Here is a 25510-nt window from a genome sequence, read left to right on the forward strand (position 1 = left end):
GTTGCTCCCCAGAAACGTGTCGGAACATCGTCCCTATGGGAAGTCGCATCACGGCCCTTTGGTTTCAACGCTTCACCACAAGAGTGGTCCATTCCCCAACCGGGATGCGCGCGACCAGCCGCAGGCCCTGGTTGCGGTGAGCCTGGATGACGTGGCGTTCCTGGCGGTTCAGCAGGCCGGCCAGCACGGCATAACCACCCTTCTTCAGGTGGCGGCGCAGCTGCGGCGCCATGCGCGACAGCGGGCGGGCCAGGATGTTGGCGGTGATCAGGGTGTAGGGCTTGTGCCGGCCGACGATGCGGGTGTGATAGCCGTCGCCGCCCTGGGAGCGGATCATGCCTTTCTGCCCGTTCAGCGCCGCGTTGATGCGGGTGACGCGCACCGCCTCCGGGTCGATGTCGACCGCCGTCACCGGCACGCGCCAGCGCTTGGCAACGGCCAGCGCCAGGATGCCCGAGCCGCAGCCCATGTCGAGCGCGCCGCGCCGGCCGCCGCGCGGCAGCTTCAGGTGGCGCGACAGCCGGTCGAGCGCCTGGAGGCAGCCATTGGTCGAGCCATGCTCGCCGGTGCCGAAAGCGGTGGCGGCATCGACCAGCAGCGGGATGCTGCCGGCCGGCACGATGCCCTCATGGTGGGAGCCGTGGACGAAGAAGCGCCCGGCACGAATTGGCGGGAAGCCCTGGTAGCTGTGCGACACCCAGTCGATCGGCGGCAGGTTCTCGACAGCCAGCCGCGGCTCCTCGATGCCCAGGGCCTTGGCCAGCACGGCGACGCGCGACTGCAAACGCGCCTCGTCCGGGGCGCCGTACAGGGTCGCCTCCACCAGCCAGTTGCCGCCTTCCTCAAGTTCAAAGGTCGACACCGCATCGGCATGGTCGCCCACGGCTTCGGCAAAGGCGGGCGCATGGGCTTCGGGAACGACCAGCGCGATGCGCCAGAGCGGGGTTTGCGACATGACAGGGGCTTTCCGACGACGACGCGAGAACAGAAGCGGCGTTTTTAGCATCAAGCCCGAAAGAGACCAAGGATTCCGGAGCCCGTCCCGTTTCGAGGAAAACCCTTAGCGACAGTCCTTCTAACGACCTGCCAGCCGGTCGGCGATGTCATGCATGCCCTGGGCGCGCAGGACCGACTGGCGATGGCGCAGCAGGCGGCGCTCCAGCGCCTTTTCCATGGCCGCTCCGCCGAGCGTCGCGCCGTCCGCCCCCTTCAACCGGGCGGCAAGGTCATGGGTCAGCACCGTCTCCACCTTGGCATCGCGGCGGTCGAGCGGCTGGTCGCCGGCGATGCTCTGGCGCAGGCGCTCCACAAGGACGGCCCGGCTCTGCGGCAGGCGGCCCTCCAGGGCAAGGCGGCAGACCCGGCGCAACGAGGGGGCCATCGTCGCCAGCGCCGGGTCGGGATCGCGGTCGAACAGGGCGTCGGCAAGGGCGCAGAGCCCGGCATGCAGGCTCGGCTGCGCGCCCAGCAGTTCCTTGACCGTGTCGGCGGACCCCATGATGTCGGCGATCACGCCGTCGAGCAGGACCAGATGCCGTGGCTCGACATCGTCGCCGATCAACGCCAGCAGTATGTCCAGCTTCCCGGCGAGCGGACCGCCGGCCTCCAGATGCTGGGACAGCAGCACGAGGAACAGCGAGTCATGGCCCTCATGCCCGACCGCTTCGTCGATGGCGCTGCTGGTGCCCGGCAGGTCGGCGGCGTTAAAGTGCGGCAGCCGGCGCCGTTCCGCCAGGGCGTCGCGGGCAGCCCCGGTTACCGCCTCCACCAGTTGGCGCAACTCGCGGGCACGCGCGGCGTGGGAAACACCATGGATCTCGGCATGGTGACGGGCGGCGGCATGGATGGCGGCGCCCAGCAACGCCCCCTGCTCCTCCAGCCGGCGGAACAGCGGCCAGGAATGCAGCAGCTCGGTCGGGGTGATGCGCTGGGCATCCAGATAGGGGCGCAGCAGCCGACCGATCACCACCCGGCTCTCGAACCCGCGCAGGTCGTCCGGCGTGCGGCAGAAGGGCGCACCCTCCGCAGTGCCACCCAGGGTCAGGCCCTTGCGCTGGGTCTGGGGCACCGTCTTGTGCAGGATCACCGTTTCCAGCGACAGGCCGGCGACGGTGCGGAACTTCACCACCTTCGCCTCTTCCACGCCCGTCGCCGCCAGTTGCGAGCGGGCGGCCGACAGCGCCGACTCCTGGTCGGTATAGGCCCCCTCGATGCGCCAACGGCCTTCGCGGCGGCTCTGAACCTCGTAACTGACGCTGCCCGTTCCGAACACGGTGGTTGGCCTCCGGCTCCGTTGCACCGCTGCGATCTTGGGCGGCTGCGGCTGCTGCGGCTGTGACGGCCGTCACAGTGCGGCAAGCCGTCCACAGTGCCGTGTCCCGGCATAGCCCGTCTTGCCGGCGGGCGCAGCCTAGGGCCGGCCCGCCTTGTCGGCGGGCAGGCATTGTGACTCAGCCCGCCTTGTCGGCGGGGACGACGAAGCTGTCCATCACCTTCTTGTTGCCGGAATGGTCGAAGTCGATCTCCAGCTTGTCCTCCGACACGCCGACCACGGTGCCGTAGCCGAATTTCTGGTGGAAGACACGCGCGCCCTCGGCGAAGGGCGCATCGGGCCGGGGCCGCGGCGCCACCGCATAGGCGCCCTGGTCCAGCGTGATCGTTCTTGGGCGCGGGCGCCTGGCGGGTGGAGCCGCGGAACTGGAAGCCGCCGGCCCCGTAGCCCCCCGCCCCGCCACCGAAACCGCCGCGCCCGCCGCCGCTGCCGGCGAACAGGCCGTTGGCCGCCTCGGCCTCGACATTGTCCTGCGGGATCTCCTCGACGAATTGGGGATGGGATGGCGCTGACCCAGTTACCGTAGAGCCGGCGGTTGGCGGCATGGCTGACATAGGCACGGCGGCGCGCACGGGTCAGGCCGACATAGGCCAGCCGCCGCTCCTCCTCCAGCCCGGCGATGCCGGTCTCGTCCAGCGCGCGCTGGTTGGGGAACACGCCCTCCTCCCATCCCGGCAGGAAGACATGGTCGAACTCCAGCCCCTTGGCGCCGTGCAGGGTCATCACCGTCACCTGCTCGATGCCGGCGGCCTCGGCATTCTCCATCACCAGCGCGACATGTTCCAGGAAGCCCGGCAGGTTCTCGAACTCCGCCATGGCGGTGATCAGTTCCTTCAGGTTCTCCAGCCGGCCGGGAGCCTCCGGTGTCTTGTCCTCCTGCCACATGCGGGTGTAGCCGGACTCGTCCAGGACGGTGCGGGCAAGCTCGGTGTGCGGCACCGTCGCCATCAGCGTCCGCCAGCGGAAGACATCCTGCAACAGCCCGCGCAGGGTGGCGCGCAGCTTCGGCTTCAGCTCGTCCGTTCTCGGTCAGCGCCCAGCCGGCTTCGGTCAGCGACAGCCCGCGGGCGCGGGCGGCGGTGTAGAGGCTCTGCATCGCCGCTGGACCGACGCCGCGCTTGGGCAGATTGACGATGCGCTCAAAGGCCAGATCGTCGTCGCCGGAATTGACGACACGGAAATAGGCCAGCGCATCGCGGATTTCCTGCCGCTCGTAGAAGCGCGGGCCGCCCAGCACCTTGTAAGGCAGGCCGAGCGTGATGAAGCGTTCCTCGAACTCGCGGGTCTGGAAGCCGGCGCGGACCAGCACGGCGATCTGCGCCAGGGAGGTGCCCTTGCGCTGGAGGGTCTCGATCTCCTCGCCGACCCAGCGCGCCTCCTCCTCGCCGTCCCACACCGCCTTGACCTTGACCGGCTCGCCGCCGTCAGCCTCGGTCCACAGCGTCTTGCCGAGACGGCCCTGGTTGTTGGCGATCAGACCGGAGGCCGCCGCCAGGATATGGCCGGTGGAGCGGTAGTTCTGTTCCAGCTTGACGATGGTCGCACCGGGGAAGTCGGTCTCGAAGCGCAGGATGTTGCCGATCTCGGCACCACGCCAGGCGTAGATCGACTGGTCCTCGTCGCCGACGCAGCAGATATTCTTGTGCGCCTGCGACAGGATCCGCAGCCACAGATACTGCGCGACGTTGGTATCCTGATACTCGTCGACCAGCAGATATTTGAACTTCCGGTGATATTCCGCCAGCACGTCCGGATGGTTCTGGAAGATGGCGAGGTTGTGCAGCAGCAGATCGCCGAAATCGCAGGCGTTCAGGGTGCGCAGGCGCTCCTGATAGGCGCGGTAGATCGCCACCACCCGGCCGCCCGCCACATCGCCGCCGTCGGCGTCGCCGAGCCGGTCGGGCGTCAGGCCGCGGTCCTTCCAGCGCTCGATGGCGCCCAGCACCTGGCGGGGCGGCCACTTCTTGGAATCGATGTTCTCGGCTTGCAGCAGTTGCTTGATCAGGCGCACCTGATCGTCGGTGTCGAGGATGGTGAAGTTCGACTTCAGCCCGACCAGCTCGGCATGGCGGCGCAGGATTCGGGCGGCCAGCGCATGGAAGGTGCCGAGCCACCAGCCCTCCGGTTCGATCCCCATCAGATGGCCGACACGCTCGCGCATCTCGCGGGCGGCCTTGTTGGTGAAGGTCACCGCCAGGATCTGGAAGGCGGCGGCGCGGCGCGTCATCAGCAGATGGGCCAGCCGGGTGGTCAGCACCCGGGTCTTGCCGGTGCCGGCGCCGGCCAGCACCAGGACCGGTCCGTCCAGAGCCTCGACCGCCGCCCGCTGTGTCGGGTTGAGCCCGTCCAGATAGGCGAAGCGCTGCGCTGCCGCCGGGAATCCCGAAGCGGGACCGGCGGCGGGAGCGGCGTGGCTCAACGGATCATCATCATAAGCGTCTGACATGGCGTCCCGGCCTGGGGATGGACGAAAGGGAATGGACTGAAAAATCGGGTCGAGCGTGCGAATGCTCTGTCGCGGCTGGAACGTATACAGCACAGAACGCCCCGGCACGACCCCCGTCGATGGCGGCCTACCCCGCCCGGCGACGGAGAGCGGCACAGCCAGGCTTATGCCTAATGGCAAATTTCCGGGATATAGGACTCCAACCATCGGGCGATGACGTAGTTCTGCCCAGCTGAGGCCCTTCGTCAGGAAAGTCACCCAACACTATCATTCAGTGTCCTTACGAAGTCACGGCACGACCGTTAACGATTTCCCCTTTTCTGTCACAGACAGTTATTCCACCCGACCAGGGCAAACTCCATTATGTCCTCTTCTTGTCTTATCCAGGCTTACGGCATATGCCCATTGCTCGACGCGAAATTTACCTAAGCGAAATTTTGCGCGGCGCAAATCGGGGGTATCTATGGATCACAAGGAGGCACCCCCGAACCCTGAGGGGAGCGGACCGGACGCAGGAGCGGAAGGTCGGGGATGCCTCCGAAGCGCCACCCGGCGCCACTTTGATCGGAACGGAACAAAAGGCGGGCTGAGACCATGGATGCCATCAACGTTTTCCTCATCGATGCCAACAAGCTTTTCCGTGAGGGCATGAAGCGTCTGTTCGAAGGCACCCCCTTCAACGTCGTCGGCGAGGCCGGCAGCCTGCGCGAGGGTCTGTCGACGCTCGGGACCGGCCGGAACCCGGACCTGATCCTCGTCGACCTGCCGAGCGGCGCCGACGAGGAAGTCGAGGCGATGCGCAGCCTGCGCGAAGCTCACCCGTCGATCCGGATCGTGATCCTGACCAACGACCTGGAAACCCGCCGCCTGTCGGCCGCGCTCGGCGCCGGCGCCGGCGGCTACCTGCTGAAGGACATCGCCTGCGAGGCGCTGATGCAGTCGCTGAAGCTGGTGATGATGGGCGAGAAGGTGTTCCCGACCCACCTCGCCGAGCTGCTGGTCAGCGGTCGCACCGAGGACATGGGCGCCGAACTGCCGACCCGCCGCAAGGGCCTGTCGCAGCGCGAGGTGCAGATCCTGCGCTGCCTGCTGAATGGCAACAGCAACAAGATGATCGCCAACCATCTGAGCATCACGGAAGCCACCGTGAAGGTTCACCTGAAGAGCCTGCTGCGCAAGATCAACGCCTCCAACCGCACCCAGGCCGCCATCTGGGCGCTGAACAACGGCATCGGCGACCAGGCCGCGGAAGCCGGCGTCGCCGCCACCGTCTGATTGCCGCCCGATCCGACGGATCGGTATACCGCTCTGCCGAAAGGCCCCGCCCGCCTTCCGTCCCGGCCGTCCGCCCCTTCCATCCGGGGCAGGCGGCCGGCGGAGCGGGACGTCGCCTTTTGCAGCACGCTTCCGTTTCTGCAGGCCGTCCGGGCAACACGCGGCAAAGCCCAGAGACCCATGGCCGGCGAAGACGGCAGGCATAGAGGAAGCGGTCTAAGACCAAAAGCGAACTACAGCGTGAGAATGGACGTGCTTATGTGAACTGCGGGCCGATGACGCCATCCCGGCGTGAGATTGCCGCAACCTTCTGGAAATGCCCGCGATGAACGTGCTGATCGCCGACGATCACCTGCTGTTCCGAGACGGTCTGCGCCGACTCCTGGCGCAATTCGACGCCGACATGACGTTTTTCGAGGCGAGCACCTATGACGAGGTGCGGGCACTCTGCGACGGCACCAGACCGTTCGACCTGATCCTGCTCGATCTGGGGATGCCCGGCTGGACCGGCTTCTCGGCCCTCGGCGACATCCATGTCAACCTGCCGAAGGCGCTTCTGGTGGTGGTGTCGGGGTCGGAAAAGCGGTCCGACCTGCTGGCGGCCCTGGAAAACGGCGCTGCCGGCTATATCCCGAAATCCTCCAGCGCCAAGGTCCTGCTGGGCGCCTTGCAACTGGTGCTCGCAGGCGGAATTCTATCTTCCCGAACAGGCCATCCGCGGCGCCGACCGTGTCGAGCAGACGCATGGCGGCTATGGCGGGCACGGTTCCGGCGAGGCGATGGACGACAATGCCGGGATGGGCAATGCCAACGGCGACCAGTTGACGCCGCGTCAGCGCGACGTCCTCGCCCGGCTGCGCGACGGCAAGTCGAACAAGCAGATCGCCCATGAGCTGGGGCTGACCGAAGGCACGGTGAAGGTCCATGTCACCGCCATCCTGCGGCATCTCGGCGTCCGCAACCGCACCCAGGCCGCGCTGACCGCGCAGAGCCTGTAAGGCCCCCGCCCTACCGCTGCGCCCGCTCCACGGCGGAGACCAGCGCCAGCAGGGCGCCGCGCAGTTCGGCCGCATGGGTGCGCGGGCGGATGGCGGCGGCGTCGGACACGGCGACGACCGTCAGGGTGCGGCACCCCGTCAGCCCGCTTTCGAGCCGCGTGAACAGCCCGGCCGGTTCGCTGCCCTGCATCAGGGTCACCGGCACCCGCACCGCCGGCAATTCGGATTCGAGGTCCCCGAGATCACCCGTCGGCATCGGCGGCAACGGCCGGCCGAAACAGGCGGCGAGCGCGTTCCAGCGCCGCCGCATCGGCGATTCGGCGCCGACATCGTCGACGATCATCACGCCGCCGACCTGTTTCGGGAAATCCAGCGCCGCGGCGATGGCGAGCGGCGCCGTCACCGCACCGGCGACCAGAACCGGCCGGCGCCCGCCACGCTCCACCAGCAGCGGGCCCAGCACCGGCGAGAGCATCGCCGCTCCGGCGGCAGCCGGCACGGTCAGCCATTCCTGCCCCGCCGGAACATTGTCCAGCAGGCGCCACCACGCCCCCTTGCCGGGATGAAGGAAGATCACCCGCCGCCCGGATGGATCGCCGGCACGGTCGGCCGTGCGGTCGCCGATCCATGCAGCACCCACCCCGTCCGCGGTCAGACCGTTCACCGGACAGCGGGCGGTGTCAGCCCGTCCGGCACGGACGGTGGAAGGCTGGGTGTGAAAGAACACGGTCGGATCCCCGATGGTGGCGTTCCGCGATGGGACCGTCCCACCGCCGAACCCAACCGTAACGATGCCGAACCGAAGTCGTCCCGTTCGATAAATCGGGCAAAACCCTGAAAAGGGGCCAAAACCCCACCCTGCCCGCAAAAGGTTTCAGCCACCATCGAAACACGACAAAAGCAAAGCAAATTCCATGACTTGCCGACCGGCTGCCGTCCGCTTTCGATCACAGGCGGTCGGCCTGCCGATCACCGGCCCATCACCGGTCCGACCACTGGCCCAACCACTGGCCGAGTCAACCGGTACGGCGTCCGGTCAGTGCAGCGTCACCTCCTCGCCTTCGGGGTCGGGGGCGACCGCCAGGGGGCGGCGCAGTTCGCCGACCAGGCTGCGCCATTCCGGCGCTCCACCCAGCTGTTGCAGCAACTGTGCGGTGAAGGCGAAGACTGCGGTCTCCAGCGGCCCGTTGTCCTCCGCATGGGCGTTGACGGTCAGGCAGGATTCCGCCGCGCTCTCGAAAATGGCGGCGGCGGCGCTGGCGCCCGGTCCGGGATCCGGCAGCGGGACAGCCTTCGGCTTTTCTCCGCTGACGCGCAGGCGCGACAGGTTGTCGGCCAGCAGGCGGGTGCGGATGGCGTTGTCGACGGCGGCGGCCATGGTGTAGCCGGCCTCTTCCTCGACGGTAGCGCGCAGGATGCGCAGACCCGCGATCAGTCCGCGGACCACGTCGCCATTGCCGCCGCGCTTGGCCGCAGCCGCGACGGCGGTGCCGAGGATGGCGGCGACCACCGGCGAGAGCGATTTGCCCTCGGCCGGCATGTTCGGCGCGTCGGCGCCGGTGTCGGTGTTCAAAGCCTCGTTCATGCGGCCTCCGATCCGTGTGATCCGGAAGGCGGCCCGCCGGCGGTGCTGCCGGCAATGGGCCCGTCCGGATGCGTCGTCGATGATGCCTGATTCGGATCTGTGGACCGTACGGATCCGGTTCAAGGCATGGATGGCATGAGGCTCCCCCTCTTTCGCGCCGCCGGACGGGGTGCCCCATCTTCGCATCTGCCGATATCTGTCCGGCCCACCTCTAGGCGCACCGTATGAGCATCCCCACATCTGCGGCGAAAGGGAGGGTTCCTGTCATGCCTCTGCTCAGTCTTCTCCTCAATCTGCTCTGGCTGGTCACGGGCGGCATCTGGATGGCGCTCGGCTGGGTGCTGGCCGCGGTTTTGATGGCCTTGTCCATCATCGGCCTGCCCTGGGCCCGGTCCGCCCTGACCATCGCCCATTACACCCTGCTTCCCTTTGGACAAACCGCCGTGCGCCGGGATGAGTTCCGCGGGCGCGAAGACATGGGCACCGGCGCGCTCGGCTTCATCGGCAACATCGTGTGGTTCGTGCTGGCCGGCTGGTGGCTGGCGCTCGGCCATCTGGTCGCGGCGGTGGGGCTTGCCATCACCATCATCGGCCTGCCCTTCGCCTGGGCGCATCTGAAGCTTGCGCTGTTGGCGCTGTGGCCGGTCGGAACCGAGATTGTGCCGTCGGATGGCGTCGAACGGCGGGTGACCGGCCGCATCTGATCCCCGACTGAGGCATTTCCGACAATTTTATCGAAACCGCACGGCCCCCGCATTCCGGTGCGCAGGAGTCCCACGCCTCTCCCGTACTGCCTCTTGTGAGGCTATCCGTTGGAGAGTGCCATGTCGGTATCCATGGTGAGTGCGTCGGCCGTCGGCCAGACCTATCAGCGGCCCCAAGGGCCGGGTAAAGAGATCCGCGAGGGCATCGACAGCTTGAAGAAGGCGGTGGAGTCCGGCGACATGACCGCCGTCCAGTCCGCCTACGACTCCCTGTCGAAGCTGCAGTCCGACAAGCAGGGCGGCAGCAGCGGGTCGAGCAGCGGGTCATCAACCACCAGTGCCAGCACCGGAAAGGACCCGCTGTCGAAGCTGCTGTCCAGCGTGGGAGAGGCGCTGAAGAGCGGCGACATCGGCCAGGTCCAGCAGGCGATGTCCAAGAACGGCCCGCCCAGCGGCGGTCCGGATGGTGCCGGCGGTCCAGGCGGAGGTCCCGGCGGAGCGGGCGGCCCGCCGCCGAACGGTCCGCCGCCGGGCGGCGAGGGCGGATTCGACGAGCTGCGCAGCACCGTCGGCAGCCTCGCCCAGTCCTTGCAGTCCGGCGACGTGTCGGGCGCCCAGGACTTCGCTGTCGGCTCTGTCGGATATGCTGAAGAGCGCCTCCGACAGCGACAGCGGAGACGACGACAGCGGCTCCACCGACTTCCTGGGCACGCTCAAGAAGAATCTCGCCAGCCTGAGCAGTTCGCTCGGTTCCGGCGATATCTCCGGCGCGCAGAGCCTGTTCGCCAGCCTGACGCCGCGCGGTTCGCAGGGCGTCGACATCACCGCCTGACCGGCTCGGTCACGACAGGGCGGCGGCGGGCTCCGGTTCCGTCGCCTGCCCCGCCTTTTCCCGCGCCTTCATCGCCTTCAGCATGACCGAGGCGCGCCAGAAGCCCAGCCCGGCCCCATCGACGAAATGCACATGACGGTCGGCCGTCACGTCGCCGACCAGACAGGTGACGGTGGTCGCATCGGCCCGCGCGGTGCCGTAACGGATCGAGCCGGCCTGCGCCGCCTGGGCCAGCAGCGTCTCGATGGCGTCGGCCTCCCCCTCCGTCACGTCCAGCACCAGCCGCGGCCCGCCGGCCGATTTGCGGAAATCGGTGCGCTCCGCCATGTGGCGGCGGTAGCGCTGCGGATCGAAATTGCCCAGCGACAGGCCCAGCCTAAGCAGCAGGACCAGCAGTCCCGACCCGGCCAACGCCGTGCCCACCCGCCGGACGCGCGTGCCCAGACTTGGCCCAAGACCGGCGCCGGACCGGCCGCCGCGCGCCTCCATCAGCAGGGAGCGCCAGTCCGGCGGCCAGCGCGCCTCCAGCCGTTCCCCAACCCCCAGCGGTGCAGCCCCGACGGTGGGCACGATGGCCTCGATGGCGCTCTGGACGCGGGCAAGCTCCAGCAGCCCCGCGGCTCCCGGATCGACCGCATCGACGATCACGCACAGCACGGTTCCGCGCCGCGGCGGCACCGGGTTCCAGCGGCAGGAGACCGACTCCAGCCCGGGCAACGGACCCTGCTGCGGCGGCAGGCGCCAGCGCGCATCCTCCTTCACCCAGGCATCGGCCGCCACCACCCCGGCACCGAGGAACAGGCCGAAACTGTTGCCGTTGCCGACATCGTGCAGCGCCGCCATCACCTCCAGCCCCTGGTCGAGCAGCGCCTGCACCGGCACCAGCCCGACGCGCAGCGGCACGTCCATCACCTCCGCCGACCAGTGGGCGAGTGCCGACAGCGCCGCCCGCGCCCCATCCTCCCGCCCCGGCGGCACCGCGGCGATGGCGCCGTCGCCACCGAACTGGCAGGCGGCCGGCTCCTGCCCGATGCGCACCGCGTCGGACAGCACCGCGACCACCCCGGCGGCGACGAAATTCACGTCGCGATGACGTCCCTTCTCGGCAAGCTGCGTGCTGCCGGTGACGTCGGCAACCGCCAGCGACCACCCCCCGTCGAGCGCGGCGTAACGCCCAGGATCCGACGCCTCCGCGGCGAAATCGCGAATCACCGGCAACAATTGCATGGCGGTTCCCCCCAACAGGCGGCAACTTGACGAGGTCGAAGCATAGCATGACCGCGGACGAAGCGGCAGCAAGGGGGAACCCCGAAAGTCACGGCCCCATCGGGGAAGCGGGCATCGCCAATGCGCAGTGCAGGCAGGAAAATTACCGGGCCGTAACGAATGCTTACGTCATTAACCGTTGTTAAACGATGTGCCCCCAAAACTGTCTGAATATGTCGGTATGGTTTCAGGGTTTCGGAACAAGAGGACGTCGCTCTTCATGTCTTGGCTGTCGAAATTCTCTGGAGGCAACAAAGAGCCGGGCGGCGCGAAGTCCGCAGCCGAACCGCGCAGGGAGCGCCCCTCCACCCCGCCGAAGATCGTCATCGATCACCATGAATATGTGCCGGAGGAGTTCGTCATCGGCTCCTTCCGCATCCGTCCCTATGACGGCGACCTGATCGCCAAGCAGAAGTTCGATTTCCGCCTGCAGTTCGACATCGGCGGCGATCCGGTGGACGTGTCCTGCATGGGCCTCGTGGTGAAGCTGACCGAGGAGGCCGGCCTCGTCGCCCGCTACCAGCCGCCGCAGCCCTTCTACGAGCGCAAGCTGGTCGACTACATGAAGGCCCTGAAGGGTCTGTAACGCATACGGCGCCGCCCGAAGATGGTGGTGTCGGCGGTCGGCAGCCCCTATATCTATGCGCATGCCGATCCGTCTTCTTCCTGAAACGCTCGTCAACCGCATCGCCGCCGGCGAGGTGGTCGAGCGTCCCGCCGCCGCCGTGAAGGAGTTGGTGGAGAACGCCATCGATGCCGGCGCCACCCGCATCGACGTGGTGGCGCGCGACGGTGGCAAGTCGCTGATCGCCGTCACCGACGACGGCTGCGGCATGACGCCGGACGAGTTGGCGCTGGCGGTCGAACGCCACGCCACCTCCAAGCTGCCGAGCGACGACCTGCTCGACATCCGCTCTCTCGGCTTCCGCGGGGAGGCGCTGCCCTCCATCGGCGCCGTCAGCTGCCTGACCATCACCAGCCGCGCCCGCGACGCCGACAGCGCCTGGAGCCTGACGGTCGATGCCGGTGCCAAGGGATCGCCGCAACCGGCGGCGCTGGCCCAGGGCACGCGGATCGAGGTGCGCGACCTGTTCGCCGCCGTGCCGGCCCGGCTGAAATTCCTCAAGGCATCGCGCACCGAATACGACCACATCGCCGATTGCCTGGAACGGCTGGCGATGGCCCATCCCGGCGTCGCCTTCACGCTCAGCGACGGCGGGCGCGGCGGCCTGCGGCTGAGTGCGGCACAGGGCGATTTGCTGGACGCCCGGCTGACCCGGCTGGGCGCCCTGATGGGCCGCGATTTCCAGGAGAACGCCGTTCCGGTGACGGCGGAGCGCGAAGGCGTGTCGCTGGCCGGCTGGATCGGCCTGCCGACCTTGCACCGCCCAACCGCCAAGCATCAGCACCTGTTCGTCAACGGCCGCCCGGTGCGCGACAAGCTTATGGTGGGGGCGGTGCGCGCCGCCTACGCCGATTTCCTGCCGCGCGACCGCCACCCGATGCTGGCGCTGTTCCTCGACATCGACCCGCAGGAGGTCGACGTGAACGTCCACCCGGCCAAGGCCGAGGTGCGTTTCCGCGACCAGGGTCTGGTGCGCGGCCTGATCGTCGGCTCGCTGAAACACGCGCTGGCCGAGGCCGGACACCGCGCCTCCACCACCGTCGGTCTCGCCACGCTGGGCGCCCTGCGGCCGGAACCTGCCGGCGACACCGACAGCGGCTTCACCCCCTCGCCCCTTCCCTACGGCCGATCCGGCGGCGGGTCGAGCGGGGGCGGTTGGGGCGGCTCCTATACGCCCACATCCGTGCCGCGCGGTCTGGCGGAGCGCTCCGCCGCCTTCCAGGCGCCGACCCAGTCGGGACTGCCGCCGCTGCAAGGCCGCCTCAGCGGCTTCGGCAACGGCTTCGCCCCTGCGGCCCGCCCGCCGGAATACCGCGCCCCCGACCCGGCCGCCCACAAGCCCGAGCTGCCACCCGACAGCCACCCGTTGGGTGCGGCGCGGGCGCAGGTCCACACCACCTACATCGTGGCGCAGACCCGCGAGGGCATCGTCATCGTCGACCAGCACGCCGCCCATGAACGGCTGGTCTATGAGCGGATGAAGACCGCCTTGCTGGAAGGCGGGGTGAAGCGCCAAGCCCTGCTGATCCCGGAACTGATCGAGCTGGACGAGCCGTCCGCCAACCGCCTGCTCGCCCGCAGCGCCGAACTGGCCGAACTCGGTCTGGTGATCGAGGGCTTTGGCCACGGCTGCGTCATGGTGCGCGAGGTCCCGGCCCTGCTCGGCCAGTCCGACGTGAAGAACCTGATCCGCGACCTTGCCGAAGAACTGTCCGAACTTGGCGACGCCCTGTCGCTGAAAGAGCGGCTGGAAGAGGTCTGCGCGACGATGGCCTGCCATGGCTCCGTCCGCGCCGGCCGCACGCTGAGTGTCGACGAGATGAACGCCCTGCTGCGCCAGATGGAGGCAACCCCGCACAGCGGGCAGTGCAACCACGGGCGGCCGACCTATGTGGAGTTGAAGCTGGCGGACATCGAAAGGCTGTTCGGGAGGAGGTAGACCGGCAGTTCCGCTGCCGGCCCCCGGTTGCCGGAACTCACCCCTTCAGGATCACCGCGATCATGATGGCGGCAAAGCTGACGATGGCGACCGAGCCGACGATGATGCTGGCCAGCATCTGCGCCGAGATGTAGGAGCCGGCGACAGTCCCGGCGATCCGTGCCATCCCCTCGCGGCCTCCCTTCGACATGGTCGCCCCAGGGTGTCCGCAGGACGGGCAGGATGGAGCTTCGGTGGAGATCGTGTGGCCGCAGGCGGCGCAGGGGATCAGAGCCATTCCGTTCCTTCCCATGTCTTGTCTAGCCGGGCTTGATCTGCCCTTGCCGAAGACATGGGAGGATAATGGAAGATTGCAGCCCCCTGCTCCGGACAACCTACTGGAGAGATACCCCGGACGTGATCAGTACCCCACCGTAAAGCGCTTGCGCTCGTGCTTCGGCGTCTCGATCTCGTCGACCAGAGCCACCGCGAAGTCCTCGTAGGAAATCCAGCTGCGGCCGGTTTCGTCCGCCAGCAGCCCGTCGGCCCCCACCCGGAACTTGCCCGTCCGCTCGCCCAGCACGAACTCGGCCGACGGCGACAGGAAAGTCCAGTTCAGGGTCGGCTCGCCCTTCAGCCGGTCGAGGAACTCGGCGCCCTTGGTGGCCTCGGCCTTGTAGATCTCGGGGAATTCCGGCAGGTCGAGAACGCGCACGCCCGGCGCCACCTCCAGGCTGCCGGCGCCGCCAACCACCAGATAGCGCGGCACGCCGGAGGTCTTCACCGCGCCGATCAGGCTGTCGGCATCGCCCATCAGGAACATCACGGCGCTGACCACCGCGTCATGGCCGGCCAGCAGCGGGGCGAGCGTTTCCGCGTCGTTGGCATCGCCGGCCTTCACCGTCAGGCCGGAGGCGGCGGCAACCTTGGCCGGATCGCGGACGATGGCGGTGACGCTGTGGCCGCGGCGGAGCAGTTCGGCCTGGATGCGGCTGCCGGCACGGCCGGCGGCACCGATGATGGCGACGTTCATGGCGGATGTCCTCTGACTAGGTTTCCAATAGTGACTTGATGCCGTTTTGGAAATCTGGTGTAAAGAAGGCACCTTTTCGTGACATGGTCACTTGCATGTAACCGCCGGCCTGGGAGTGGATGCGGATGGACAGGACCTTGCTGGGGCTGGGCGGCAAGCGGCCGTCGGAAATGGACCAGTTGCCCGACGCCTATGCCTCCGCCTGTCCGACGCGCCAGGCGCTGGACCGGATCGCCGACAAATGGACGGTGCTGATCCTGGGATTGCTGGAAAGCGGGCCGATGCGTTTCAACCAGCTGCGCCGCGAGATCGAGGGCATCTCGCAGAAGATGCTGTCGCAGACCCTGAAAAGCCTGGAGCGCGACGGGCTGGTCAGCCGCAGGGCTTTCGCCACCGTGCCGGTCACCGTCGAATATTCGATCACCCCGCTGGGCGCCACCCTGGCCGAAACGCTGGTGCCGCTGCGGATGTGGGCCGAGACCCACATCGCGCAGATGCTGGAAGCCCGCGCCGCCTATGACCGCAGCGAGGACGACGCTCCGGTGCGGCTGGACGTCGCCTAAACCTCCTCGCCGGGCTTGCCGTCCCCCTCCGTCCGCCGCAGCAGATAATCCAGCCCGCCGACCCGGAACCAGCGATAGCCATAGGCCTCCATCACCAGATGGTGACGGCCCTTCGCGTCGGGCTCGCTGTGGTCTTCCGACAGCAGGTTGACCAGCCGGCAGCCCTCGCCATGGCCGTCCACGTCCAGCACGATCTCGCAGGGCTTGTCCGACAGGTTGTGCAGGACGACCACCCCGTTGTTCCGCCAGTCGTAGCGCAGGGCCAGCACCTCCGGCCGGCCGGTCTTCAGGATTTGGAAATCGCCCCAGCCGATTTCCGGACACTCCTTGCGCATGCGGATGATGCGCTCGGTCCAGTTCAGCAGCGATTGCGGGTCGCGGCGCTGGAAGGCGGCGTTGATCCGTTCATAGCCGAAGACACCGCCGCCGATCACCGGAGTTTCCGGATCGTCGGACTTGGTGAAGCCGCCATGCGGCTCGTCCGACCATTGCATCGGCGTGCGGGCGCAGTTCCGTTCAGGCAGCGACAGGTCGTCGCCCATGCCGATCTCGTCGCCATAGCGGATGACCGGCGTCCCCGGCAGGGTGAACATCAGGCTGTAGGCCAGCTCGATCCGCCGCCGGTCGGCGTTCAGCATCGGCGCCAGCCGCCGGCGGATGCCGCGGTCATAGAGCTGCATCGACTTGTCCGGCCCGAAGGCGGCGAACACCGCCTGCCGTTGCTCCTCGGTCAGCCGGCCCAGGTCGAGTTCGTCGTGGTTGCGCAGGAAGGTGCCCCATTGGGCGGTTGCCGGCCGCGGCTTCGTCACCTCCAGCGCCTTGGCGAGCGGCCCGGTGTCGGCGGTCGCCAGCGCATAGAACAGATGCTGGTTGACCTGGAAATTGAACATCATGTGGCAGCGGTCGCCATCGCTGCCGAAATAGTGCAGGTCGTCCTCCGGCAGGATGTTGGCCTCGGCCAGCAGCATGGCGTCGCCGCGCCGCCACTGCACGAACTCGCGGAAGCTGCGCAGCATGCCGAACTGCTCCTTCGGCTCGGTGACGTCCGCCCCCTTCTCCGCGATGATGAAGGGCACGGCGTCCATGCGGAATCCGGCGACGCCCAGCTGGATCCAGAAGCCCATGATCTTCAGCAGCTCGGCATGCACCTCCGGATTGGCGGTGTTCAGGTCGGGCTGGAATTTGTAGAAGCGGTGGAAGTACCAGGCCTTGGCTTCGCGGTCATAGGTCCAGGTCGATTTCTGCACGCCGGGAAAGACCATGCCCTGGTCGGCATTCTCCGGCTTCTTGTCCGACCAGACATACCAGTCGCGATATTTGCTCTCGGGATCGCTGCGGGCAGCCTTGAACCAGGGATGCTGGTCGGAGGTGTGGTTGATCACCAGATCGATGATCACCCGGATGCCGCGCTGTTCGCAGGCATGGGTGAACTCGACGAAGTCGCCCAGCGTGCCGTAACGCGGATCGACGTTGTAGTAATCCGCGACGTCGTAGCCGTCGTCCTTCATCGGCGAGGTCTGGAACGGCCCCAGCCACAGGCAGGTCACCCCCAGTCCGTGCAGATAGTCCAGCCGGCGCAGCAGCCCCTGGAAATCGCCGACGCCGTCGCCGTTGGCGTCCATGAAGGTCGACAGCGACAGATTATAGATCACCGCATTCTTGTACCAGAGGTCCCGGATCATGGCCGCTCCATCGCGATGCCCTGTCCCCGGCCCGATGCGGGGAGGACAAGCGGGGAACAGCGGCAAGGCCACTTTGGTTGCGGGGCAAACCGCCCTTCGGTGGTGGGTGCGCCTGCGGCAAAGTTGCAGGTCAGGCATCCGGCATCTGGTATGCAAAACTTTTTGCGGTAGCATGCCGGCCTGCTTATGTTGCAGTACAGCATGACTGAACCGTCACCGTGGGCACCCGCTGCCCGCGAGGGATGCCGTTTGGCCTCGTGCCCTGTTGTTCCTATCGCCTTTGTTTCTGTCGCTTTTGTTCCTGTCGACGCCCCTCCCCTCCCGATAAGGACGTTTCCGCCATGATCGAGACCCAGGCCCTTCTGTTCCTCGCGCTGACCGGCATGATCGGCCACGCCGTCTACATGGCCAGCGGCCGCGGCGGCTTCACCGTCATCGAGCCGGAGAAGGACGAGACCGAAGAGGAGCCGGGCATCCTGTTCTCCTCCGACCGCTTCCAGCAGGCGGCCCAGACCGAAAACAATTCCGAAGGCAAACCCGGCAAGGCCAAGGACCGGCCCTTCTGGATCGAATGAACGATGCGGACCGGGGTGCTCTCGCACATCCCGGCCCGCATCCGTCAGTCAGTCTTCCGAGCGAAGCCCCCCGACTGCGCCTTACCCGTTGGCGGTGCCGGCGGCGGCCCCGACAGGAACGGCGCGGGCTGCATCGCCATGTTCGGCGCGGCGTGCCAGCTCCTCGTTCCGGGCATGGTGCCGGGCCAGCATCGGCTTCAGGACCAACAGCGCACAGGCCGCGGCGGTCAGATCCATGGTGGCGGTGACGTACAGCACGGTCGCCCAGGTGCCGGTGGCTTCCATCAGCAGGTTGCCCAGCGGGACCAGCAGGGCGGCGACACCCTTGGCGCAGTAGAGGACGCCGTAGATCTTGCCGGCATGCTTGGTGCCGAAGGTGTCGGCCGAGGTGGCGCTGAACAGGCTGTACACTTCGCCCCAGGCCAGGAAGACCATGCCGCTGAGGATCAGGAACATCATCGGGTCGTGGCCGAAACGGCTCAGCATGATGATGCCGACGCCTTCCAGGGTGAAGGCGACGAACATGGTCGCCTCACGGCCGATGTGATCCGAGATGAAGCCGAACAGCGGACGCGAGATGCCGTTCATCACGCGGTCGAGCATCAGGGCGAAGGGCAGAGCCGCCATGGTCAGGCCGAAGACGCTGACCGGGGCTTCCTTCACACCCAGATCGTGGGCGATGACGCCCAGCTGGGCCACAGCCATCAGGCCGCCGGTGACGGTGCCGATGAACATCGCCCACATCACCCAGAACACCGGGGTGCGGATGGCTTCGCTGAGCGTGTAGTCGCGGCGGGTCTGGGCGACCTTGGTCGAGGCCTTGACCTGCTCCTTCTGCGGCATGCGCAGGAACAGCGCGGCGCAGATGATGATGGCGCCCTGCACCAGGCCGAACCAGAAGAAGGCCGACTGGTAGCCGCTGCTGTGGATCATCGCCGAGATCGGCAGGATGGTCAGGGCCGAACCGGCGCCATAGCCGCCCGCCGTCAGGCCGACCGCCAGACCGCGCTTTTCCGGGAACCACTTCAGCGCGTTGTTGACGCAGGTGGCGTAGACGCAGCCGACGCCGATGCCGCCGATGGCCGAGCCGACATACAGCATGGTGAGCGTGCCGGCATAGCTGTCGATGATCCAGGACAGGCCGGTGAAGAAGCCGCCGGCGGCAACGATCACCTTGGGGCCGTACTTGTCGATGAAATAGCCCTCGATCGGCGTCAGCCAGGTCTGCACGACGACGAAGATGGTGAAGGCGGTCTGGATCGATGCGCGCGTCCAGCCATGGGTCGCCTGGATTTCCGGGACGAACAGCGTCCAGGCGTACTGGATGTTGGCCGCCGCCACCATGCAGACGATGCCGACGACGATCTGCGTCCAGCGGACCGCATCGGAAACCGGCGCCGCGGATTCCGCCGCCGGTTGTGAATTCATATGAGCCATCGTGCCTCCCTTAAACTTGCCTGAGCCGGCGGCACGGCCCCTCTCCCGGGGACCGGCACGCCAATCACGATTGCGGAATGACCCGGACGGACCGCTCTTGCTGACGGTTCCTTTCCGGAACTCGGCGCGGATGCCGACAATCGCTCGGAGTTCGATTGTCCCGATTTAGGAATGCCAGATATGTAATCTGGTATGCCAAAACCGGGGACAAAAAGACACCGACGGACGGATCGACGCCGTAGGCATACAGACTGATCAAGTAAAACTTACCTTACACACCACATCCGGCGAGCGGTCCACGCCGGTTCTATTATCGGTTCATCCGATCGGTCGCGTGTTCTGTAAAAAGAAGCCGTGCCGGTACCTGCACGGCCCCCTCAAACGAGGGTGTGCAGTCTTAGGAGATAGATAGATGCCGCCGTTTCCATAGAGGAACCGCATCGGCGACACATAATGTTTTGCTCGGATTGTTTTGGAACTCAACAATCCGTTTCGTCTTTCCGCATGATGGAAAAACACGAGCGCCAGCCTTGGAACGCCAGGGATGCGCCCCCATCGGCGGGTGGGCGGGGCCGGTAAAAAATGGAACTCAGGGGATGTAAAGGACTGACGCGAAACGCCAAGGGCGGGTCGGGCGGGAACCGCCCAAGCGGTCAGGCCGGGTGGCGGACCGTCAGGAAGGCGACGCGGGTGTCGCCATAGCGGCGCTCGTCGAGCGCCGAAAAACCGTCGGGAAGAGGCAGCGGGTCGCGGTCGGCAACCTCAACCACGGCGAGCGCGCCCTCAGCCAGCCAGCCGGCGCGCAGCAGACCCTCCAGCGCGCGCGGCGCCAGCCCCTGGCCATAGGGCGGGTCGAGAAAGGCCAGCATGCAGGCACGAGGGGCCGGCGGCGGCTTGGCCGCATCGGCACGCAGAATCTGGGCGTTCGCCGTCTCGCGCAGAGCCTCGACATTGGCGCGCACGGCGTCGAGCGCCGGCCGGCCCATGTCGAGGAAGCCGCACCAGGACGCACCGCGCGACAGGGCTTCCAGCCCCAGCGCACCGGTGCCGCAAAAGGCATCGACGACCGCGGCGCCCTCGAACTCGGGCGCCCAGTCGGCGTGGGCCAGGATGTTGAAAATGGCTTGCCGGGTGCGGTCGGTGGTGGGGCGGGTATCGCGCCCGCCCGGTGCCACCAGACTGCGGCCGCGGTGCTTACCGCCGACGATCCGCACGCGGGCGCTCCGTCCGTCCGCCAGCCCCGCCGCCGGACCTCTCGCCGCCGCCGGCCTTCGGACCGCCCCGCGGCGCCGGACCGGCGCCCTTCGGAGCAGTTGGCTTGGACCCGCCTGGCTTGAAGCCGGGAGCCTTGCCGTCACGCGGCCTGTCATCGCGGGGCCTGTCGTCGCGAGCCCTGTCATCGCGAGCCCTGTCATCGCGAGAACGTGCGCCCTCGGACCGCGGGGCATCGGAGCGGGCACCCTCCGGCTTGCCGGTACGGCCCGGCTTGGCCGAACCGCCGCCAAGCGACAGGGTGCCGCGGGTGCCGCGCCGCGCCGGCTTGGTCTCTTCGGTGCGGGCGGCTTCGGCCTCGTGCCGCTTGGTGGCGGACCGCGGCGCGCGCTTCGGCGCCGCCTTGGCGTCGGCGTTCGCCGCCCCGCCTTTCGAGGATGCGGCCTTCGGACCGGGCTTCCCCGCCGCTTCGGCACGGGCCTTGGCGCGCTGCTTGGTGCCGGACTCGGTCGACTCCGCCCCTTCGGGCGTGCCGAAGAAGGGAGCGATCTGCTCGCGGACGACGCGCTTCGGCACCTCCTCGACGGCGCCCTCTTCCAACTTGCCGAGCTGGAACGGACCGTAGGCGACGCGGATCAGCCGGTTGACCTGGAGCCCCAGCGACTCCATCACCTTGCGGATCTCGCGGTTCTTGCCTTCTTTCAGGCTGACGGTCAGCCAGGCGTTGCGGCCCTGGATGCGGTCGAGCGCGGCCTCGATCGGACCGTACTTCACGCCTTCGATGGTCGGCCCCTTCTCCAGCGCTGCCAGTTGCCTCTCGTCGACCTCGCCGAAGACGCGCACGCGGTAGCGGCGGGTCCAGCCGGTGGCCGGCAGTTCGAGGAAGCGGGCCAGTTCACCGTCGTTGGTCAGCAGCAGCAGCCCTTCGGTCGTCAGATCGAGACGGCCGATGGAGACCACGCGCGGCAGGTCGGGCGGCAGGCGGTCGAAGACGGTCTCGCGCCCCTTCTCGTCACGGGCGGTGGTGACCAGCCCCGACGGCTTGTGATAGCGCCACAGGCGGGCCGGCTCCGGTTCCGGAATGACCTTGCCGTCGACCTGCACGATGTCGCCGGGGCGCACCACGCAGGCGGGGCTGTCCAGCACGCGGCTGTTGACCGCGACGCGGCCCTCGGCGATCCAGCGTTCGGCGTCGCGGCGCGAGCATAGGCCGGCGCGCGCCAGTCGTTTGGCGATTCGTTCACCGCCGCCAGCACCGGAGGCGGTGGCGGAATCGGATTTCTTGGCAGTATCGGAGCGGTCCATGGCCGGACCATAGGGCCTGGACGCGCCGCCCGCAACACTGGTCCAGCGCCCAGCCACCGGAATCCGGTTGACGGGCTCGGCGGGCGGTTGGCACCCTGCCCGGCCATGCCGTCTCCCAGCTATATGGACCTCGCCTTCGCCACCGCCGAGGCCGCCGCCGCGCGCGGCGAGGTGCCGGTCGGTGCCGTCGTCGTCGATCCCGCAACGGGTGCGGTGCTCGCCGCCGCCGGCAACCGGACGGAGGAGCTGTGCGACCCGTCCGCCCATGCCGAGTTGCTGGCGATCCGCGCCGCCTGTGCCGGGCGCGGCCAGCCCCGCCTGCCCGGCTGCGACCTGTATGTGACGCTGGAGCCCTGCGCGCTCTGCGCCGCGGCGATCAGCTTCGCCCGCATCCGGCGAGTGTATTACGGCGCCTACGACCCCAAGGGCGGCGCCGTAGACCATGGCCCGCGCTTCTTCACCCAGCCGACCTGCCACCACGCGCCGGACGTCTACAGCGGGATCGGCGAGACCCGGGCCGCGGCGCTGCTGCGGGACTTCTTCAGAAAGCGCCGATGAGCCATCTCCAAAGGCTTGGTTCTCGTTGCGCGCACTATTGTTATCAACGCGTCGGAATAGAATTTCTCAGCATTAAACACACCATTACAAAACAACCCCACGACAAATCCGGATGAAAGCCTCCGAGGCATAGCAGAAAGGTTATAGTGTACGTGTAGATAATTTATGGTCTGTTAAGTGTTTGTTTAACGAATATCTGTCCATGATGCGTCGACAGCCGTCAGCCATCGGGAGTTCAAAAATGTTGTCGTTCCGCAAGCCCCAGGACAATCAGGCAGCCGAAGAGTTGGCTCTGCTGGGACGCCATGCGGGCGTCGGGTTGTGGGACGCCGTGATTCACAATGGCGATCCGATGCATGCGCAGAGCCGCTGGCACTGGTCGCCGGAATTCCGCCGCCTCGTCGGCTTCGGCCATGACGACAAGGCCGGCTTCCCCGACAAGGTCGGGTCCTGGGCCGACCGGTTGCACCCGGACGATGCCAAGCCGACCTTCGACAGCTTCATGGCCTGCCTGAACGACCGCAGCGGCCGCACCGGCTATGACGTGAATTACCGGCTGAAGGTGAAGGACGGCAGCTATCGCTGGTTCCGCGCCATCGGCGGCGTCGCCCGCGACAGCAGCGGCCTTGCGCTCCGCGCCTGCGGATCGCTGATCGACATCGATGCCGAGCGCAACGAACTGGAGCGGGCCAAGCTGCTCGACCGCCATGCCGGCGTCGGGCTCTGGGATGCGGTGTTCCACAACGCCGACCCGATGCATGCGCAGAGCCGCTGGCACTGGTCGCCGGAGTTCCGCCGCCTCGCCGGTTTCGACCGTGACGACAAGGTTGGCTTCCCCGATGGCGTCAATTCCTGGGCCGACCGGTTGCACCCGGACGACGCCAAACCGACCTTCGACGGCTTCATGGCCTGCCTGAACGACCGCAGCGGCCGCACCGGCTACGACGTCGATTACCGGCTGAAGCTGAAGGACGGCACCTATCGCTGGTTCCGCGCCATCGGCGGCGTCGCCCGCGACGGCAACGGCCTGGCCCTGCGTGCCTGCGGCTCACTGATCGACATCCACGGCCAGAAGATGGCCGAGCTGCGGCAGGCGGAACTGGACGGCGAACGCCGCAGCAGCATCGCCAACCTTGCCGAGTCCCTGGACCGCGAGGTCGGCACCGCCGCCGACCGCGCCACCGCCAACGCCCAGACGGTCGCCGCCGCGACGGAGGAGCTGTCGGCCTCGATCTCCGACATCAGCAACCGCGCCAACGAGGCGTCGGGCGCCTCGCTGAAGGCATCGGAGGAGGCGACCCGCACCAACGCCGCGGTGGAAGCCCTGGTCACCTCGGCCGAGCGAATCGGCGCCATCACCAAGCTGATCAACAGCATCGCCTCGCAAACCAACCTGCTGGCGCTGAACGCCACCATCGAAGCCGCCCGTGCCGGCGAGGCGGGCCGCGGCTTCGCCGTGGTGGCGAACGAGGTGAAGTCGCTGGCCCAGCAGAGCGGCAGCGCTGCCGACGACATCGCGGCACAGATCGCGTCGGTCCAGCAGGAGGCGCTGCACGCGGTCGACGCCATCCGCCGCATCGGCACGATCGTCACCGACGTCCAGCAGATCTCCACCACCATCGCCGCCGCCGTGTCGCAGCAGGAATCGGCGACCAAGGAGATCGCCCACAGCGTCACCCGCGTGGTCCGCGACATCGAAGTGGTGTCGCAGAACATCGCCTCCACGTCGGAACGGCTGCGTGCCTGAAACCGGAACGCAAAAGGGGGCGCATCACTGCGCCCCCTGATCCCCTGTCCGACAGCAGAGCTTACCGCCCCACCGCCCGCCAGCCGATGTCGCGGCGGCAGAAGCCGCCCGGCCAGTCCAGCGCGTCCACCGCCTTGTAGGCAGCCGTCTGAGCTTCCGCCACCGTCGGCGCCAGCGCGGTGACGCCCAGCACCCGGCCGCCGACCGACAGCACCCGGCCATCCTCGGCCCGCTTGGTGCCGGCATGGAACACGGTCACGCCATCCACCGCGCCGGCCTTGTCCAGCCCGCGGATCTCGGTGTTCTTGGCGTAATCGCCGGGATAGCCGTTGGCCGCCATCACCACGCACAGCGCGGTCCGGTCGTGCCAGCGCAGGTCGATGCTGTCCAGCACCCCGTCGGCCGCGGCGACCAGCGCCGCCAGCGCGTCGGACTTCAGCCGCATCATCAGCGTCTGGCATTCCGGATCGCCGAAACGGACGTTGAACTCCAGCGTCTTCGGCACCGGGCCGTCCGGCGTCTGCATGATCATCAGGCCGGCGAACAGCACGCCCTTGAAGGGCTTGCCTTCCGCCGCCATGCCCTTGACCGTCGGCAGGATGATCTCGCGCATCACGCGCTCCTGCAGGTCGGCGGTCAGCACCGGGGCCGGGGAATAGGCACCCATGCCGCCGGTGTTGGGGCCGGTGTCGCCGTCGCCGACCGCCTTGTGGTCCTGGGCCGAGGCCAGCGGCAGCGCGTTCTCGCCGTCGCACAGCGCGAAGAAGCTGACCTCCTCGCCGTCCAGGAACTCCTCCACCACCACCTCGGCACCGGCAGCGCCGAAACGGCCGCCGACCAGCGCGTCGTCGATGGCCTCGAACGCCTCCTGCTCGGTGCGGGCGACGGTAACGCCCTTGCCGGCGGCCAGACCGTCGGCCTTCACCACGATGGGGGCGCCATGCTTGCGGACATAGGCCTTGGCGGCCTCGGGGTCCTTGAAGCGTTCGTAGAAGGCGGTGGGCACCCCGTACTTCGCCAGGATGTCCTTCATGAAGCCCTTGGAACCCTCAAGCTCCGCCGCCGCCGCACTCGGCCCGAAGGCCTTGACGCCCAGCGCGGTCAGCCTGTCCACCAGACCCAGCACCAACGGGCCTTCCGGACCGACGACGACGAAGTCGATGGCGTTTTCCTGGACGAAGCGCACCAGCGCGTCGACATCCTCCGACCCGATGGCGACCAGCGTGGCGACGTCGGCGATGCCGGCGTTGCCCGGTGCGCAATAGAGCGCATCGCACAGCGGCGAGTTGGAAATGGCCCAGCAGAGCGCGTGCTCACGACCGCCCGATCCGACGACGAGGACTTTCATGGGGGGGCGCTCCTTCCGCCTTGTTGCGATCTGCGCGCCTTGTATCATGGCGGCGCCCCAACTCAAGAG

23 protein-coding genes and 3 pseudogenes are annotated in these 25510 nt (G+C 67.8%); 10 read left to right on the forward strand and 16 right to left on the reverse strand.

Features of this window, described 5'->3' with window-relative positions; translation table 11 throughout:
• Positions 1-64: 64 nt before the first annotated feature.
• From ACWPN3_RS18895 to ACWPN3_RS18915, 5 genes and pseudogenes are all read right to left on the reverse strand, one after another.
• Positions 65-955 carry a 50S ribosomal protein L11 methyltransferase gene (locus ACWPN3_RS18895; RefSeq protein WP_492240792.1) on the reverse strand — a complete coding sequence of 297 codons (891 nt, stop codon included), beginning with the start codon at positions 953-955 and terminating at the stop codon, positions 65-67.
• A 120-nt stretch (positions 956-1075) separates the two neighbouring features.
• Positions 1076-2272: a hypothetical protein gene (locus ACWPN3_RS18900; protein ID WP_492240793.1), complete on the reverse strand. Its 1197-nt coding sequence runs from the start codon at positions 2270-2272 to the stop codon at positions 1076-1078.
• Positions 2273-2450: 178 nt separating this feature from the next.
• Complete coding sequence (locus ACWPN3_RS18905) at positions 2451-2630, reverse strand: hypothetical protein (protein ID WP_492261674.1); 180 nt, start codon at positions 2628-2630, stop codon at positions 2451-2453.
• Positions 2631-2932: 302 nt separating this feature from the next.
• Positions 2933-3280, reverse strand: a pseudogene (locus tag ACWPN3_RS18910) (3'-5' exonuclease); the annotation flags it as partial.
• Positions 3281-3437: 157 nt separating this feature from the next.
• Positions 3438-4985, reverse strand: a pseudogene (locus tag ACWPN3_RS18915) (ATP-dependent helicase); the annotation flags it as partial.
• A 387-nt stretch (positions 4986-5372) separates the two neighbouring features.
• On the opposite strand from ACWPN3_RS18915, the gene ACWPN3_RS18920 reads away from it, so the two are divergent.
• On the forward strand, positions 5373-6053 hold the full coding sequence (locus tag ACWPN3_RS18920; protein ID WP_492240794.1) for a LuxR C-terminal-related transcriptional regulator: 681 nt from the start codon (positions 5373-5375) through the stop codon (positions 6051-6053).
• A 325-nt stretch (positions 6054-6378) separates the two neighbouring features.
• Positions 6379-7051: pseudogene (locus tag ACWPN3_RS18925) on the forward strand (LuxR C-terminal-related transcriptional regulator).
• A 10-nt stretch (positions 7052-7061) separates the two neighbouring features.
• On the opposite strand, the gene ACWPN3_RS18930 reads toward ACWPN3_RS18925, so the two are convergent.
• On the reverse strand, positions 7062-7778 hold the full coding sequence (locus ACWPN3_RS18930; RefSeq protein ID WP_492240795.1) for an alpha/beta fold hydrolase: 717 nt from the start codon (positions 7776-7778) through the stop codon (positions 7062-7064).
• A gap of 309 nt (positions 7779-8087) precedes the next feature.
• Entirely contained in the window at positions 8088-8636 is a 549-nt protein-coding gene (locus ACWPN3_RS18935) for a hypothetical protein (protein WP_492261675.1), read from the reverse strand.
• Between the two features lie 266 nt (positions 8637-8902).
• Here ACWPN3_RS18935 and ACWPN3_RS18940 point away from each other — a divergent pair, with 266 nt between their 5' ends.
• Positions 8903-9340 carry a YccF domain-containing protein gene (locus tag ACWPN3_RS18940; protein WP_109096596.1) on the forward strand — a complete coding sequence of 146 codons (438 nt, stop codon included), beginning with the start codon at positions 8903-8905 and terminating at the stop codon, positions 9338-9340.
• Between the two features lie 260 nt (positions 9341-9600).
• On the opposite strand, the gene ACWPN3_RS18945 is transcribed toward ACWPN3_RS18940, so the two are convergent.
• The gene (locus ACWPN3_RS18945) at positions 9601-9750 is read right to left on the reverse strand and encodes a hypothetical protein (protein ID WP_492261676.1); all 150 of its coding nucleotides are present in this window, start codon (positions 9748-9750) and stop codon (positions 9601-9603) included.
• A 233-nt stretch (positions 9751-9983) separates the two neighbouring features.
• Here ACWPN3_RS18945 and ACWPN3_RS18950 point away from each other — a divergent pair, with 233 nt between their 5' ends.
• Complete coding sequence (locus tag ACWPN3_RS18950; protein ID WP_492261677.1) at positions 9984-10172, forward strand: hypothetical protein; 189 nt, start codon at positions 9984-9986, stop codon at positions 10170-10172.
• A 9-nt stretch (positions 10173-10181) separates the two neighbouring features.
• Here ACWPN3_RS18950 and ACWPN3_RS18955 read toward each other — a convergent pair whose 3' ends face one another.
• Positions 10182-11399, reverse strand: a complete 1218-nt coding sequence (locus ACWPN3_RS18955; RefSeq protein WP_492240798.1) for a DUF3095 family protein — start codon at positions 11397-11399, stop codon at positions 10182-10184.
• 259 nt (positions 11400-11658) lie between these two features.
• Between ACWPN3_RS18955 and ACWPN3_RS18960 the strand changes: the two genes are divergently transcribed.
• Together ACWPN3_RS18960 and mutL are read left to right on the forward strand one after the other, a co-directional pair.
• Entirely contained in the window at positions 11659-12024 is a 366-nt protein-coding gene (locus tag ACWPN3_RS18960; protein ID WP_109096593.1) for a hypothetical protein, read from the forward strand.
• A 61-nt stretch (positions 12025-12085) separates the two neighbouring features.
• Positions 12086-14002 carry a DNA mismatch repair endonuclease MutL gene (mutL, locus tag ACWPN3_RS18965; RefSeq protein WP_492240799.1) on the forward strand — a complete coding sequence of 639 codons (1917 nt, stop codon included), beginning with the start codon at positions 12086-12088 and terminating at the stop codon, positions 14000-14002.
• A gap of 37 nt (positions 14003-14039) precedes the next feature.
• Here the strand turns inward: mutL and ACWPN3_RS18970 are convergent, their stop codons facing one another.
• Entirely contained in the window at positions 14040-14279 is a 240-nt protein-coding gene (locus ACWPN3_RS18970) for a hypothetical protein (protein ID WP_109096592.1), read from the reverse strand.
• 123 nt (positions 14280-14402) lie between these two features.
• Positions 14403-15014 (reverse strand): NAD(P)-dependent oxidoreductase, encoded by a 612-nt coding sequence (locus ACWPN3_RS18975; protein ID WP_492240800.1) that lies wholly within the window; start codon positions 15012-15014, stop codon positions 14403-14405.
• 125 nt (positions 15015-15139) lie between these two features.
• Here ACWPN3_RS18975 and ACWPN3_RS18980 point away from each other — a divergent pair, with 125 nt between their 5' ends.
• On the forward strand, positions 15140-15577 hold the full coding sequence (locus ACWPN3_RS18980) for a winged helix-turn-helix transcriptional regulator (protein ID WP_492240801.1): 438 nt from the start codon (positions 15140-15142) through the stop codon (positions 15575-15577).
• On the opposite strand, the gene ACWPN3_RS18985 is transcribed toward ACWPN3_RS18980, so the two are convergent.
• Positions 15574-17259 (reverse strand): alpha-amylase family protein, encoded by a 1686-nt coding sequence (locus tag ACWPN3_RS18985; RefSeq protein ID WP_492240802.1) that lies wholly within the window; start codon positions 17257-17259, stop codon positions 15574-15576. The genes ACWPN3_RS18980 and ACWPN3_RS18985 overlap by 4 nt on opposite strands.
• Positions 17260-17600: 341 nt before the next feature.
• On the opposite strand from ACWPN3_RS18985, the gene ACWPN3_RS18990 reads away from it, so the two are divergent.
• Positions 17601-17834: a hypothetical protein gene (locus ACWPN3_RS18990; protein WP_109096588.1), complete on the forward strand. Its 234-nt coding sequence runs from the start codon at positions 17601-17603 to the stop codon at positions 17832-17834.
• A gap of 81 nt (positions 17835-17915) precedes the next feature.
• Here ACWPN3_RS18990 and oxlT read toward each other — a convergent pair whose 3' ends face one another.
• The 3 genes from oxlT to ACWPN3_RS19005 all read right to left on the reverse strand — a co-directional run bounded on the left by oxlT (position 17916) and on the right by ACWPN3_RS19005 (position 21788).
• Positions 17916-19262, reverse strand: coding sequence for an oxalate/formate MFS antiporter (gene oxlT / locus ACWPN3_RS18995; RefSeq protein ID WP_109096587.1), 1347 nt, complete (start codon positions 19260-19262; stop codon positions 17916-17918).
• Between the two features lie 662 nt (positions 19263-19924).
• Complete coding sequence (gene rsmD, locus ACWPN3_RS19000; RefSeq protein WP_109096586.1) at positions 19925-20485, reverse strand: 16S rRNA (guanine(966)-N(2))-methyltransferase RsmD; 561 nt, start codon at positions 20483-20485, stop codon at positions 19925-19927.
• Positions 20466-21788: a pseudouridine synthase gene (locus ACWPN3_RS19005; protein WP_492240803.1), complete on the reverse strand. Its 1323-nt coding sequence runs from the start codon at positions 21786-21788 to the stop codon at positions 20466-20468. Before ACWPN3_RS19005 ends, rsmD begins: the two co-directional genes overlap by 20 nt.
• Before the next feature lie 105 nt (positions 21789-21893).
• Here ACWPN3_RS19005 and ACWPN3_RS19010 point away from each other — a divergent pair, with 105 nt between their 5' ends.
• Complete coding sequence (locus ACWPN3_RS19010; RefSeq protein ID WP_492240804.1) at positions 21894-22346, forward strand: nucleoside deaminase; 453 nt, start codon at positions 21894-21896, stop codon at positions 22344-22346.
• A gap of 241 nt (positions 22347-22587) precedes the next feature.
• A complete protein-coding gene (locus ACWPN3_RS19015; protein ID WP_492240805.1) occupies positions 22588-24093 on the forward strand; it encodes a methyl-accepting chemotaxis protein in 1506 nt (501 codons plus the stop codon).
• A 61-nt stretch (positions 24094-24154) separates the two neighbouring features.
• Here ACWPN3_RS19015 and purD read toward each other — a convergent pair whose 3' ends face one another.
• A complete protein-coding gene (purD, locus tag ACWPN3_RS19020; protein ID WP_492240806.1) occupies positions 24155-25441 on the reverse strand; it encodes a phosphoribosylamine--glycine ligase in 1287 nt (428 codons plus the stop codon).
• Between the last annotated feature and the right edge of the window lie 69 nt (positions 25442-25510).

The sequence above is a fragment of the Azospirillum sp. UENF 111221 genome (assembly GCF_058780625.1).